This window comes from Paracoccus mangrovi (assembly GCF_042648425.1).
Taxonomy (GTDB): domain Bacteria; phylum Pseudomonadota; class Alphaproteobacteria; order Rhodobacterales; family Rhodobacteraceae; genus Paracoccus; species Paracoccus mangrovi.
On record NZ_JBHRXJ010000024.1, the window covers coordinates 1 to 12,951 of the forward strand.

The window sequence follows — 12,951 nt, forward strand, 5'->3', positions numbered from 1 at the left end:
TCCGCTTCGCATTGCTGCCGTTCGGGGCCTGCGCAGCGAACGGCAGCAATCCGCCCTTTATGACGTTCGGCGGTAGGATGACCTGCGGTATGTCTGGCACTGTCCAGGGGGCCCAACTGTGCCTGTTTTGATGCGCGACAGAGGTGGTCTGCTCATGCGACCATGCCCGCGCAGCGAATCCCTGCCGCTTTTTGAAACCGTGAAGCCGTGAACCGGGCCGGGCATGATGCTGTGGTCGAGGTGTTTGGCGCTTCCCGCAGGGCTGTGCCCGGCCCGGCTATCACCTGCAGGCCCGTGCCTGATCACGCAGTACGGCGTAATCGCTCATCATTCGTACCAGCACCGCACGTTCCGGCAGGGCCTCGACTTCGGCCGCGGCGCGGGTCTGCTCGGCGGTGCTGTATTCCACCACGGGCGGGCAGGGGGCGCTGTCAGAACTTGCCGTCGCGCAGCCGCTCAGCCAGAGCATCGCGATCATGAGGGCGGCGGCTGGCGGCATCGAGCATCCTTTGACGCGCATCATTGGTCCTTTCTAGATTTTCGAGGCGTTCGTTGGCGCGCCCGGCCTTCTCGCCGCTGCGCCGCGCGCCGAGGATGAACAGGATGGCGGCGGCGGCGATGGCCAGCCAGGACTTGAAGCGGGCCAGCATCACGAGGCCCGCCTGATCAGCCGGAACAGCACCCAGGCCCCGGCCATGACGATCAGCGCTGCCAGCGCGAAGGAGACCGGCCCGTCGCCCTGCAGCGTCCCGGTCAGCCCGGCCAGCGCGCCGCCCGCCGCTGTCAGCACTTCCGGCGTGACCAGCTTTTCGACCAGGGGCGGGACTGCGGCCTCGACCGTGCGCGACGACACAAAGCTGCCCTTCGACCACAGGCCGATCTCGGCCGCGCGGCGGTTGACCAGCCCGGTCATCTTCTTGCCGTCATTATAGACCCATCTGGCGAGCTGATCGGGCACGGCGTCATGATCGCCGGCGTTCAGCTTTCTGAGCAGGGTGGAACCAGCGAACTGCCCCTCGCCGATGTTGAAGACGAAGCTGGTCAGCGCCGCCCTTTGCCCATCGGTGAGCGGCACCTTGACCAGCCGGCGCAGGATATCCTCGGCCTCGCCCAGATCGTGCTCCAGCGCGGCCTCGGCCTGCGCCTCGGTGATCTTCAGGCCCTTGTGGACTGTCATGAAGCGGTCCGAGGTGTGCCCGTAACCGATGCTCCAGGGGGTGCCGTCCTTGCTGCCGGGATCGGGATAGGCCTCCAGCCGCAGGCCCTCCCAGCGCTTGACGTGCTCGATGGTTTCTTTCGCCACAGACATGGTTCTCTCCATAAAAAATACCCCGCGCGCTGGCGGGGTGGGTGGATGGTCGGGTTGGGCGTCGGTCAGTCGCGGGCGGGACCGCTGCGTTCCAGCAGGCGTTTGATGTCGGCGCGCATCTCGCGCAGCATCTCGTTCTGTTCCTTGCGGGTTTCCGAGATCGCCTGGCGGTCGGCGTCGAGCTGCTTTTCCAGCCTTGCGATCTCGCGCAGGGCGGTTTTGCTGCTGCCCTCAAGCCGCACGAGCCAGATGCCAAGGCCGGTTGCCGCCATGATCGCGCCCCACCATTCGCGGATGCTGTCCATGAGGTTCTCTCCCATGGGTTCAGTCCGGCGCGGCGCAGGTCAGGTAATGGATGGCAATGCGCACCGCGCCGCCAGCGAAGCTGCCGCCATTGGCGGTCAGCCGCACCGGCGTGCCGGCATAGAAGGCGGTGGGGCCGATGACGCCGATATTGCTGCTGCCCACGGCCACGCCGAGCGAACCGCCGAACTTCGAGGGCTCGCCGTTGATGCCGCAATCGAAGGAGCTGGCGCCCAGCACCGCGGTCACGGTCCGCGCGGAGACGCCCAGCACGATGGCGCGGTTGGGGATCACGATGGTCGAATCCCGGCTGGCCCCGGAAAGGCCGGATAGGGTTTCCTCGAGCACCGCCATGCCGGTGCTGGCGCCATTTGCCTCCCGCGCCACGGCGACCGAGGCGGCCTGCGCGATGAAGCCCATCGCATCGATCACCGGGATCCATGCCGATCCGGTCCAGACCAGCATCTGCGCCTCGTCCACGACCCATGCCAGCCAGCCCGGCGCGGGCAGGATCCGCATCCAGGCGCCGTCGATCCAGTAGGCGATGCTGCGGTCCCAGCCAGCCCACGCGCCCGTCGCGCCACTGGCTGCGATATAGCGGTCGCCTTCGGCCGGACTTGCCGGCGGCGCGGTCAGATCGCGGTCGAGAACGGATAGCTGCACGATGCCGTCGAGCAGTCGTAGCGCCTCGTTCATGGTCACGTGCTTCTGGGCCTGCGCGGCCATGATGAAGGGCAGCGCGAGATGCGCTGTGGTGTCAGGCATGGGTTGTCTCCTGTTTAGAACCAGAGGGTGGTGACAGGGGCCGCCCCGGCGCCGAAGGCCTGCCCGATCTGGCCAATGCGGACATCGAGCGATGCGCCCGGCCCGAGCGGTGCGCCCCAATCAGTGGTTTGCTGGGCGGCGGTGTAGAGCGCGTTGGTGGTGGCAACTTGTAAGAATCTCTTGACGGTTGCCCCGTCGAGGATCTCGACCTGCCACGCCTCGCTGGCCTCGGTCATCGGGATCTCGACCGCGTTCCAGCTGTCGGCGGCGAGCGAGCGGTCGCGACGGATCCAGCGGATGGTCAGGTCGCCGGGGCTGCGCGCGCGCCGCCAAGGCTGCTCGACATGCACGGGCGCGAACGGGCGCAGACCCGTGCCGCGTAGTGTGAAGGCCCGCGCGGTGAAGCTGTCGTCGCTGACCGGCCGCGAAGATGGCCCGACGCGCCAGTTCCACGGCATGCCCAGATCGGCCTGGCTCACCGGCAGCGGGGCCAGCGCTGCGTCCAGCACCACCACCCGCGCCCCGGCCGGCACCGCCGCTGCCATGTCGGCCTCCGTGCCGCGCTGACCGCGCAGCAGCCGCGAGAGCCGATAGCGGCCGGGGGCGATCAGTTCGGCGGCGCCGAATTGCAGGATCTCCCAGCCGCCGCCCGGCTGCGCGACGGCGAGCGCGTTCTCGCCAGCGAACAGGCGCAGGTCGGTGACGCTCTCGAGGGTGCCTGACAGCAGGTCGAGATAGACCGAGTTGCCGTAGTCGAACCGAGAGGTTGGGCCGGCATGGAGATCGGCCACCAGTTCGCCCATGCGCGCCCGGGTGCTGAATGTGGTCAGCAGTTCGAAGCCGGAAGCCTCGGGGCTGCGGAACACCGCCATCTGGCCCGGCCAGGGGCGGGCATGGGTGGCGATCAGCGGGTGGTGTGGCGCGAGATCCTCGCGCAGTTGCGGCAGGTTCAGAAGTTCGACCAGCGGCGCACCGAACACGACCGGCCGGGCAAGCGCAGCCGGGCGAGGGCTTCCGGGCGGAAGATCATAGGCATCCCGGTCCTGGCGGATGGTCTCGATGCTGCGGGCCTCGGCATCGGAAACCGTGAGGATGCGCATCTCGGCAAGCCGTCCGTCGTGATCCAGCGCGATGACATCGCCGGGATCCAGCGCCAGCATCGAGGGCGGCAGGCTGAAGGCTCCGGTCTCGCGTCCGATCCATGCCTCCATCAGCGCCCGGCGGCAGCGCCGGTCGGCTTCCTCGGGCGGCACCGCCATCGGAAAGCTGTCCGAGGATACCCTGCTGGCGCTCACGGCAATGCGGCGGGACTCGACGGTGATGCCGTCATAATCCTCGTCCGCGCGCGCCACCTGCCATTTCAGGGCCTGCGGCAGTTCGGTCTCCTGGCCGCGCGCCAGTTCCATCACGTCGCTCCGGCCCGCCGCCATGCCGTCCAGAGCGACGGTCGCGACCGGCGCGCGCCCGCGCATGACGAAGCGAATGCGCCCCTCGCTCTCGACGGCATCGAAGCCGAAATGCCGCGCCAGCATGGTGATCGAGGTCCGCGGCGATTCCAGGGCCGAGATCACATAGCCGTCCGCCGCGCCGGTGAGGCCCGAGACATCGATCCACGCCGAGGGCATGCCGGCGCGCAGGCAGAGATCACGCACCAGCGCCGCCAGCGACACCGCGCCCAGCCGCCCGGTCAGCCAGTGGCCCAGCCGCCAGTTGTCGCCATCCGCCCATATGTCCCCGAGTTGCGGGAAGAACGGATAAGGCCGGGCATCCCAGGTCCATGCCGCGCATTCCGCCACCTCGACCATGCGGCCGGCATATCCGGTCGAGACCGGGTTGTTTGCGGCGTCACCCCAGAACAGGTAGGTCGCTTCCAGATAGGCTCGCTGGACGGCATCGTCGCGCCAGCCGCGCGAGAACCAGGGCACGAAGGATTCCGAGGATTTCGGGTCATGAAACACGTTCGGCTGGTTGGGGCCGCGATCCACTGCCGGGCAACCGAGTTCGGTAAACCGGATCGGCTTCGACTGCGGAAGCCATGCGGTCGGGGATGCCGCGGGGATCCCGCCCGGCCGGTTGCGATGCGGGTTCGACCACCAGCCGCGGATGTCCTTGTAGCGGAAGATCCACGGCTCGGGTGCCACCGCCGGCAAGGTCGCGAAACTCGGGATCGCGCCCGACCATATGCTGAGATTGCTGACCAGCGCTCCCGGCCAGGGGAGTGCTGTCGTGACGGTGCTCGACCCCGACACCGGGCCGTTGGCAAGGCCATATCCCCCGCCGTTGTTGGCGGCCCATGTGCCGGATATGGACCCGCCGAAGCTTGCCGTGGCCGCAACACTCCCGTCGACTGCAAAGCCGATCTCGCCGCTTGCCATGTCGAACCATGCGACCAGATCGACGGTCCTGCCGGCAAGTGAGGCGGCAGGGATCGCGGCTGTCCTGGTCTGTCCGATGGCCGAGAAGATCTCGTGCAGAATCAGCTGCCCGCCAGCCAGGCCGAAGAACATGCCGCTGCTCAGGTTGCCGATCTCGAAAACAATGCCGTCCGCGATCAGGGCCGGGAACTGAACCCGGCAGGATAGGGTGATGCTGGCACTCCGATATGGCACCGTGGTGGTGAAACTGGCGGCGGGACTTTGGCTGATGCCGGGCGCTGCAACAGGCATCGCGGTGACGACCTTGCCGCCTGCGCCCGGTGTGATGCTGTCCTCGATCGGCGTGCGGGTCTGTGCGATCCGGTCGCCCTCGCTGGCGTAATACCAGTCGAAGCCCTCGCCGCCGGCAATGTTCGATTGCAGATAGGCGCGGTCGTAGATCGACGGCCATGCCAGCGCATCGAGATGCTCCCAGCCATCGCGCCAGTCGGAAAGCGGCATGTAATTGTCGATACCGATGAAATCGACATTGTCATCCGCCCAGAGCGGGTCGAGGTGGAAGAACACGTCACCCGAGCCATCGCCCGGGTGGTGCCCGTAATACTCCGACCAGTCGGCGGCATAGCTGATCTTCACGCCGGGGCCGAGGATCGAGCGGACGGCAGCGGCCAGCGATTGCAACGCGGCAACCGCCGGATAGGTCGATGCCCCGGATCGGATCGTGGTCAGCCCGCGCATTTCGGAACCGATCAGGAAGGCGTCCACACCACCCGCCGCCGCACAGAGATGGGCGTAATGCAGGATCATGCGCCGGAAACCCCAATCCGCCCCCCCGATCCACGTCACGCTGTCGCCGTTGACTGCGAAATCCGAGGGCTGGGCATTGCCGAAGAAGGCATCGACCTGCGCCGCGGCGGCGGCGGTCTTGTCCACGGTTCCGGCGAAACCGGCGGCAGGTGAGCAGATGATCCGCCCGCGCCACGGCAGCACCGGCTGGCCGATGGTTGCGGCATAGTCGGACCAGGGATCCGGCAGGGTGTTGCCGGCCGGGACATCCATCATCAGGAACGGATAGAAGGTCACCTTGAGCCCGCGCGCCTTCATCTCGCGGATGGCCTGCAGCACCGAGAAATCCGCTGGCGTGCCACCATAGATCGGCCGCCCCTGATCGTCCTGACTGACCACCAGCGCATCGCCGCGGCTCACGCCGTTGACGCTCCAGGCAGGCGTGGTGTTCTTCTGCGCCATTTCGACCTTCGGGCGGATCGTGCAGCTTCCGGCGCGCAGATCGTCGCCGAACCAGGACACCACCAGCGAGGCGCTCTTGACCGCAGGCACCATGGCTTCCAGCCGGTCCAGCGAAACCACCATGTCGGCGGTCCCGGCCATAGCGTTGACATTCTCGGCCGCGCTGTCGCCGCCCCCGGCCTTGCGCACGATCTGGGTTGCGTAGGACCATTCTCCCGACGCCGGGATGATGGTGACCGCGGGCACCAGCCCCTCGGCGGTGTCGGCATCGTCCAGAGGCCGGAAGACCTCGAAGGACAGTTGCGGCAGGCGGTTGCCGAAGCGCGCCAGCGGCAGTTCCTCGAACACCACATAGGCGGTGCCGCGATAGGCAGGCGTGTTCCCGGCCCCCATCCTTGCCGCGATGAAGGGATCGGGGGCCTGAACCTCGCTGCCCGGATACCAGCGCCACGTCGCCTCGCTGAGATCGACCACCTCGCCATCCGCCCAGATGCGGCCAATGCCGGTGATCGGGCCTTCGCAGAGCGCGACCGCGAAACTGGCGTAGTAGAGGTATTCGGTCGTGGTGACCTTCTGCCCGCCGCCCTTGCCGCCCCCCTGGCGGTGAACATTGGTTTCCTCGCGGAAGTCGGTCGCCCAGATGATATTGCCGCCGATGCGCATGCGGCCATAGAGGCGCGGGATCACCACGCCCTCGGTCGCCGAGGTTATGCGCAGGCTGTCCATGCGCTGGCCCTCGATGCGCTGGCCGGGCAACAGCGACGAGACGATCCAGCTGTCGACCATCGAGCCGATGCCGGAGCCGATCATGCCGCCGATGGCAGCGCCGGAGAGGCCGAGGATCGTGCCGCCGAAGCCGCCGCCGATGGCGGTGCCGACCGCGCCGAGAAGGATGGTTGCCATGAGTCAGGTCTTCTTCTTGTGCAGGCCGGGCGCCGGGCGCGGGAACAGGAAGGCGAAGGCAATGCGCCGCCGCCATGCGATGGTGAGCGGTTCTTCGATCACCCCGAGCCGCTCATAGGAATGGACGACTGTGCCCTCGCCGGTCAGGATCCCGACATGCTTGACGATGGCGCCCGCGCGCATGCGGAACAGCACCACCGCGCCCGGCCCGGCCTCGGCCGGGTCGATGCGGATCATCACTCGGCCGGCATTCTCGGCCAGCACCTCGCGGCTGCCGATCTCGCCCCAGTCGCGGCTGTAGGGCGGCACCGGCAGCGTCTCGCTTCCGACCACTTCGCGCCAGATGCCGCGCGCCAGCCCGAGGCAGTCGCAGCCGACGCCCTTGACGCTGGCCTGATCGTGATAGGGCGTGCCGAGCCAGCCGCGCGCGGCGGCGATCACGGATCGGGGATCGGCGGGCCGGGCATCAGATGCTGCATGCGGTGCAGCAACTGCCGCGCCTCTCACAGCACCGCCCCCTCGTGCCCGCCATCCGCCGTGGCGTAGCGGACAACCGCGTCCTGGCCGGGGATATGCGGGAAGCCGCGGAAGTTGGCGATGTTGCTGAACTTGGCCGCGCAGGTCGCGCTGCGCTTGTCGCAGCCGGCGCGGATGGTGAAGGCATCGCCGGTGGTGATCACCCGCACTGGCGCCTCCAGCAGGGTGATGGTGACCACGCCGGAGGCGACCTCGTGCAGCATGATCTCGTCGCGGCGACCGGCATTACCTCCGGATGCCCATTCCAGCACCCCGAAGGCAAACCAGCCATTGGCGAAGCCACTGATGCCGGAGGCCGTGAAGGCGCGGTCGCGGACCTTATCGAGCACCGCGCCGGCCCCGGAATAGGCCGCGTCGTTCAGATCGACGCGGCACCGCCCGTCCCCGAGCGCCGCATCGCAGGCGCCCTGAAACACCCGGCCGACGGTCTGGCCCAGCACATGCGCCATGCTGCGCACCTCGGCCACAAAACTCATGCGCCCGCGGCGCAACTCGCCGATGGCACCGCGCCGGATCAGAACCCGCTGGCCGGGGGCGGCCCAGTTCACCCGCCAGACCTCGACCAGTGCGTTGTCCCAGCGCCCGTCCAGGATGTCGGTCTCGGTGATCCGGTCGGAGGTCAGCGCCCCTTCAGCATCCTGCGAATCCACGGCCAGATCCGAACCGGACCGGATTTCCGATGCCGAAAGCCCGCTTTCCGGCTCATAGTCCGTGCCGCCGAAGGCAAGCGGGCAATCATGATCGGTAAAACCGAAGCTCTGGCCATCGGCGCGGGTGATCTTCCAGCACCAGGCCAGCGTGGTGGTGCCATCGTCCAGATGCGCCTGCAGGGCAGGGGACAGCGATTTCATCGGCGGATTTCCACGAGCGGGATGGAGGTGATCGAGCCGAGCCGCTCGATATCGAGGGTTACGTCGAGCGCGTCACTGTCGAATCGCACCGGCACATCGAATTCGAACCCCGCGCGGACGGTGACGCCAGCGGCGGGTGCGGTTCCGAATGTAACGACACCGGTCGTCGTATCGACCGACCAGCCGGAAAGCTGCTCGACGCCGCCCAGCGCCAGCCTGATGCTGCCTGCGACCGGCCTGGTGATCGAGCGGGTCCAGGACTGCGCCCCGGAGGCATACCGCTTCACAAGCTGGAACGCGGTTGCGGTTCCGTTGCCGGTCCCGAGCAACTGGTCCTGGTGCGTCACCATCGCCGATGGCTTGCAGGATTTATGATCGCCCCAATCCTTGAAGCGGAAGCCGTGCAGACGCCCGTTGCGGGCCTCGAAGAATTGCACCACGGCGTCGAGATCGTCGGCGCGGCGGATGCCATAGGAGACGTCATAGCGGCGGCGCGAGTTGGCCCAGCTGGCGTTGCGTTCCTCGTCGCCGGAGGCCAGTTCCACGATCTGGGTGCGCCGTTCCGGGCCGCCGCGCGCGCCGCGGCTGATATTGTCCGGGAACCGGACATCGTGAAAAGTCATTACACCCCTCTCCTTCCCATGGCGACGGCCCGCGCGATATCTGCCGAAATCTGTGCTCGCGACTGCCGGAAGCTCTCGGCATCGCGGGCGTTGATGTTGATGGTGACGCCGCCCCCGTAACCCGCCGCTTCGCGGCGCGAGAGCACCCGCTCGCCCTTCTGCAGGATCGCCGGCACCTCGTCCGAGCGCAGGCCCGCCCAGCCGCCGGAATGCATCCGGGGCGCATTGGCGAAGGCCATGGCCGAGACCATGCGGGACGGCGCTGCACCGCCGACCATGCCGCCGGCATGGAGGATCGGCACATTCAGCCCCGGCATGAAGCCCGACAGAATCCCGGCCAGCGGCCCGAGCAGGAACCGGCGCGCGCCCAGCTTCGCCATGTCGGCCAGCATCGAGGTCACGAGGCCGTGGAAGTTCAGCTTGCCGGTCTTCACGAACTCGCCGACCGCATTCTCGGCGCTCTGGAATGCTCCGACCAGCGCGTTGCCGATATCACCGCTGATGTCGCGGGCCTTCTGGGCATAGTCGGAGAGCGGGGCGATAACCGCATCCCAGCCCTGTTTCGCCTGTTCCGCGCCGTTTGTAGTGTCTTCGCCGGCTTTCTTGCCAGCCGCACCGGCCCGGCCCGCAGCGCCACCGGCGCGATCCATGGCGCCGGCAACCCGGTCGGCCGCGCCAGCCGCATCGTCCAGCGCGTTCGCGCCATCCTCGCCTGAGGCGGTGACGGCATCCTTCAGCGCCTGCCAGCTTTCCAGCGGCGCGACCGCCGCCGCGCCCAGTGCCTGCGCGGCGTCGAGATGTGCAGACGCTGCTGTCGCGGCCTGATCGGCAAGATCGCCGAACAGGTCGGGCGTCTCAAAATAGGTCCGGTCCCAGGCCGCGCTGAACGCCTCGGCGGCGGCGCTGCCCGCATCAGATGCCGATCCCTCGAACGGATTGTCGATGCGTCCGATGCTGAACGGGTCCAGAAGGTCGATCTGTGCGCCTCCTTCGCCGACCGCCCATTCGGGCAGCATGGCGAGGGCTGCGTTGATGCCGGAGATGAAACTGTTGATGCGGGTGACGACGCCGTTCAGCATCGCCTCGACCCCGGCGATCAACCCGTTCGCCGCCTTGAACGCCAGATCGCCAATGGCATCCGGCAGCAATGCCCAGATCGCCTTGATCGCCTCAAACCCGCCGTGCCAGACCGCAACATATCGGTCCACGGCGGTGACGCCCCCGGTCACGATCAGGTCGAGCACCGTGAACACATAGGCGCGATAGCCATCCCAGGCCGCATTGAGCAGCGCGAACGATGCCTGGAAGGCCAGGACGATGCGCTGGCCGACCTCCTTTGCGACATCGCCTAGCAGCTTGAACGCCGTGCCGATGCCGCCGACTGATTTGACCAGCGAGGAAAACTGGTAGATCAGCTCGCCCGCCGCGACGATCAGCGCGCCGATGCCGGTGCGGATCAGCGCCCCGCGCAGCACGGTCAGCGCCGTGGACAGCGAGAAGGTCGCGACACGGGCGGCGACAAAAGCCGCCACCCAGCGCCCGGCCATGAAGCCGGCGAAGGCAATCGCGAGCGAGGCGAGGCGTTCGATATTGTCCGCGACAAGGATCAGCACAGAGGCGACGGTGGAGGAGGCACCCAGAAGCTGATCCCAGCTGCCAACCAGTTGCAGCGCCGCATTGCCGATCAGCGTGAACGCGTCGCCGATGGTCGCCGGCATGGAGTCCGCTTCCTCGCGCAGCAGCTCCAGATTGCCGACCAGCGCGGTGCGGATCACCTCGCCGGTGATCGCGCCCTGCGTTCCCATCACCCGCAGGCCGGAAACTGTGGTGCCGAGTTCGGCAGCCAGCAGTTCGGCCACCCGGCCGCCGGTCTGGATCACCGTGTTCAGGTTATCGCCAGACAGGCTGCCCAGCGCCATCGCCTTCGAGAGCGCGTTCTGGACCGAGGCCGCGCGCTCGGCCTTTGCGCCCGAGACCACCATGGCGTTGTTCAGCGCCTCGGTGAAATCGAGGCTCTCGGCGGTGGAAAGTCCGAGTTCGCGCAGGGCGGTGGCGTTCGAGAGCCAGCTTTCGGTCGTCTGCTCGATTCCCGAATAGGTGCGCCGCGCCATCTGCGCGAGCCGTTCCATGACGGCGGCGCCCTTCTCCTGCGACCCGGTCGCCAGATCGACCCGCGAGCGCAGATCGGTCCAGGTATCGGCATATTGCGCGACCTGGCGGATGCTGAGCGCCCCAGCCGCGATACCGGCGAGGCGGCGCAACATGACGCCGGCCGTGTCCACCTCACGCGACATGCGCTTGAAGCTCTCTGCACCCGCATTGCCGACGCCTTCCAGTTCCGCGCGGACCTGGCGTCCGTTCTCAGCGACGAGACGAACGGAAACTTTCTTCTCGGCCATCGCCTCTGCCTTCCTCGATCTTCTGGTTTGTCCTGCGGATCATTTCCGCCTCGATCACCGGCAGCAGTTCCACGACCGCGAGCGGTGCAATGCCAAGGGCGCGGCCCATTTCCAGCGCCGCGCCCATGTCCCAGCCGAGAACCGCGCCGGGGATCGCCCGGACCTGCCCGCTCAGCCGCCCGGCCAGATCCCAGACCTGCCAGCCCTCTTGCGTTTCGGGACTGTTCAGCCGGGCAGGGCAGTCGGGGCAGTGTCCGGGGCAGGCTGCGCAATATCGCTCGCCCCCGCCGAAATGCCATTCGGCGAGGGCGCGGAGCCGTTTTTTTCCGCATCCAGCACCAGATAGGGGCCCAGAACCTTTTCCTGGAATGCCTCGAACACAGGCCAGATGTTCAAGAGCGCGTCGATGCCTTCGGGCGTCACCGGAAGGTCGATGCCCTCGGCGTCGCCGACGCCCGACCATTCGGTAATCACCATTCTGGCGACGGCCTGCGCCATGGCCACGGCCAGCACTTCCTTCGGCGCATCGGCGTCGAGGGTATCGAGGGAGACATCGGAGCGCGCGGCGGCCATGATGGATGTGGTGATCGGGGCGACCCGGATCATCAGGCCGGGCAGCAGATCGATCCAGCGCGGCTCGGTGGTCATGTTCAGTCGGATCATGGTTCAATATTCCTCGGTGTTGTTGACAAGGGTGATGGTTGCCATGCGCGCCGGGCTGGCGGCCTTCGCCGCCTGCCAGTCGAAGCTGGCCTGAATGCCCTGCGGCCCGCTGATCTCGACGCGGGGGCGCGGCAGATAGACGGCATGTGCGGTGAAGGTCAGGCTTTCGCCGCTGGTCAGGGTGTATGCGAATTCCAATTCGCACGGCCCGCCGGCGATGGCCTGGTTCATCAGCACCATATCGGCAAAGCGCAGCTCGATCTGGCCGTTCAGCGCGGCGATGGAGGGATCCGCGCCATCGATCATGCCGTCGTTGCGGATGGTCTCGATCCGGTCGAGATTGTTGGCATAGGCGATCTGGGCCGAGATCACATTGCCCAGCGCTGTGCCATTGCGCGTGATGGCGCCGTTGAAATGCCCGAAGCGGATCAAGTCCAGATCAGCCGGCGTGCCGGCCTGCGTCGTGGTAGCCACGGTCTCACCCTGCGCCACAAGCTGGGCGCTGGCGGTCAGCAGCCCCGAACGCTGCATGGTCCAGCTGAGCTGATTGACCATGACGCCGGAATACATGGCAAAGCGCGGCACCTCCGGCATGCCGGTCTCGATCGCCATCGACGGCAGGGTCCAGTTGCCTGAGCGGAACTCATGCGTATAGGGTCCCGGCGCGGTTCCGGTCGTGACCGGCGCCCCGAACGCGGCCTTCAGCCAGAAGCCGAAACCCTCGGCATCAATGGGGATGGTCAGATCGCCATCCGCGGTGATCGCGTCCTTGACCGGCGCCAGCGGGTCGCGGCCATAGCCCAGCAGCTCGGACGAGAGCAGCGGCTGTTCGGCGCTCAGCGTCGAGGATGCGAAGGGCAGGCGGGTGAAGCCGCTGACGGGGGCGGTGCCATAAACAGTCTCGAACGCAGCCGCGAGTTGCGACCGCGCACCTTGGGCGCGTGCCATGGAAGGTTCCTTTCTATGGAAGCGATC

13 protein-coding genes are annotated in these 12,951 nt (G+C 67.5%); all 13 read right to left on the bottom strand.

Annotated features, from left to right (window positions below; translation table 11 throughout):
- Positions 1-280: 280 nt before the first annotated feature.
- The 13 genes from ACFOMH_RS19490 to ACFOMH_RS19550 all read right to left on the bottom strand — a co-directional run bounded on the left by ACFOMH_RS19490 (position 281) and on the right by ACFOMH_RS19550 (position 12,924).
- Positions 281-409 (bottom strand): hypothetical protein, encoded by a 129-nt coding sequence (locus tag ACFOMH_RS19490; protein ID WP_377746555.1) that lies wholly within the window; start codon positions 407-409, stop codon positions 281-283.
- A gap of 22 nt (positions 410-431) precedes the next feature.
- Positions 432-650 carry a hypothetical protein gene (locus tag ACFOMH_RS19495; RefSeq protein ID WP_043132454.1) on the bottom strand — a complete coding sequence of 73 codons (219 nt, stop codon included), beginning with the start codon at positions 648-650 and terminating at the stop codon, positions 432-434.
- Positions 650-1,309 carry a lysozyme gene (locus ACFOMH_RS19500; protein ID WP_085376825.1) on the bottom strand — a complete coding sequence of 220 codons (660 nt, stop codon included), beginning with the start codon at positions 1,307-1,309 and terminating at the stop codon, positions 650-652. The genes ACFOMH_RS19495 and ACFOMH_RS19500 overlap by 1 nt, the downstream gene beginning before the upstream one ends.
- Before the next feature lie 65 nt (positions 1,310-1,374).
- Complete coding sequence (locus tag ACFOMH_RS19505) at positions 1,375-1,629, bottom strand: hypothetical protein (RefSeq protein ID WP_377746557.1); 255 nt, start codon at positions 1,627-1,629, stop codon at positions 1,375-1,377.
- Positions 1,630-1,633: 4 nt separating this feature from the next.
- On the bottom strand, positions 1,634-2,377 hold the full coding sequence (locus ACFOMH_RS19510) for a DUF2793 domain-containing protein (protein WP_377746559.1): 744 nt from the start codon (positions 2,375-2,377) through the stop codon (positions 1,634-1,636).
- A 14-nt stretch (positions 2,378-2,391) separates the two neighbouring features.
- Positions 2,392-6,903, bottom strand: coding sequence for a baseplate multidomain protein megatron (locus ACFOMH_RS19515; protein ID WP_377746561.1), 4,512 nt, complete (start codon positions 6,901-6,903; stop codon positions 2,392-2,394).
- Positions 6,904-6,906: 3 nt separating this feature from the next.
- The gene (locus ACFOMH_RS19520; protein ID WP_036700351.1) at positions 6,907-7,344 is read right to left on the bottom strand and encodes an NlpC/P60 family protein; all 438 of its coding nucleotides are present in this window, start codon (positions 7,342-7,344) and stop codon (positions 6,907-6,909) included.
- A 62-nt stretch (positions 7,345-7,406) separates the two neighbouring features.
- Positions 7,407-8,291 (bottom strand): DUF2163 domain-containing protein, encoded by an 885-nt coding sequence (locus ACFOMH_RS19525; RefSeq protein WP_377746563.1) that lies wholly within the window; start codon positions 8,289-8,291, stop codon positions 7,407-7,409.
- Entirely contained in the window at positions 8,288-8,914 is a 627-nt protein-coding gene (locus ACFOMH_RS19530) for a phage distal tail protein, Rcc01695 family (RefSeq protein WP_377746564.1), read from the bottom strand. Before ACFOMH_RS19530 ends, ACFOMH_RS19525 begins: the two co-directional genes overlap by 4 nt.
- Positions 8,914-11,313: a tape measure protein gene (locus ACFOMH_RS19535; RefSeq protein ID WP_377746565.1), complete on the bottom strand. Its 2,400-nt coding sequence runs from the start codon at positions 11,311-11,313 to the stop codon at positions 8,914-8,916. Before ACFOMH_RS19535 ends, ACFOMH_RS19530 begins: the two co-directional genes overlap by 1 nt.
- On the bottom strand, positions 11,276-11,542 hold the full coding sequence (locus ACFOMH_RS20595) for a DUF7697 family protein (protein ID WP_100526102.1): 267 nt from the start codon (positions 11,540-11,542) through the stop codon (positions 11,276-11,278). Before ACFOMH_RS20595 ends, ACFOMH_RS19535 begins: the two co-directional genes overlap by 38 nt.
- A complete protein-coding gene (locus ACFOMH_RS19545; protein WP_331716672.1) occupies positions 11,539-11,961 on the bottom strand; it encodes a hypothetical protein in 423 nt (140 codons plus the stop codon). Before ACFOMH_RS19545 ends, ACFOMH_RS20595 begins: the two co-directional genes overlap by 4 nt.
- Positions 11,962-11,979: 18 nt before the next feature.
- Positions 11,980-12,924, bottom strand: coding sequence for a phage tail tube protein (locus ACFOMH_RS19550; protein ID WP_377746567.1), 945 nt, complete (start codon positions 12,922-12,924; stop codon positions 11,980-11,982).
- Between the last annotated feature and the right edge of the window lie 27 nt (positions 12,925-12,951).

Bases quoted from the DNA above. Each gene is read 5' to 3' on its own strand.
- ACFOMH_RS19495 (WP_043132454.1), bottom strand. From the start codon at position 650: ATGCTGGCCCGCTTCAAGTCCTGGCTGGCCATCGCCGCCGCCGCCATC.
- ACFOMH_RS19500 (WP_085376825.1), bottom strand. From the start codon at position 1,309: ATGTCTGTGGCGAAAGAAACCATCGAGCACGTCAAGCGCTGGGAGGGC.
- ACFOMH_RS19505 (WP_377746557.1), bottom strand. From the start codon at position 1,629: ATGGGAGAGAACCTCATGGACAGCATCCGCGAATGGTGGGGCGCGATC.
- ACFOMH_RS19510 (WP_377746559.1), bottom strand. From the start codon at position 2,377: ATGCCTGACACCACAGCGCATCTCGCGCTGCCCTTCATCATGGCCGCG.
- ACFOMH_RS19515 (WP_377746561.1), bottom strand. From the start codon at position 6,903: ATGGCAACCATCCTTCTCGGCGCGGTCGGCACCGCCATCGGCGGCGGC.
- ACFOMH_RS19525 (WP_377746563.1), bottom strand. From the start codon at position 8,291: ATGAAATCGCTGTCCCCTGCCCTGCAGGCGCATCTGGACGATGGCACC.
- ACFOMH_RS19530 (WP_377746564.1), bottom strand. From the start codon at position 8,914: ATGACTTTTCACGATGTCCGGTTCCCGGACAATATCAGCCGCGGCGCG.
- ACFOMH_RS19535 (WP_377746565.1), bottom strand. From the start codon at position 11,313: ATGGCCGAGAAGAAAGTTTCCGTTCGTCTCGTCGCTGAGAACGGACGC.
- ACFOMH_RS19545 (WP_331716672.1), bottom strand. From the start codon at position 11,961: ATGACCACCGAGCCGCGCTGGATCGATCTGCTGCCCGGCCTGATGATC.
- ACFOMH_RS19550 (WP_377746567.1), bottom strand. From the start codon at position 12,924: ATGGCACGCGCCCAAGGTGCGCGGTCGCAACTCGCGGCTGCGTTCGAG.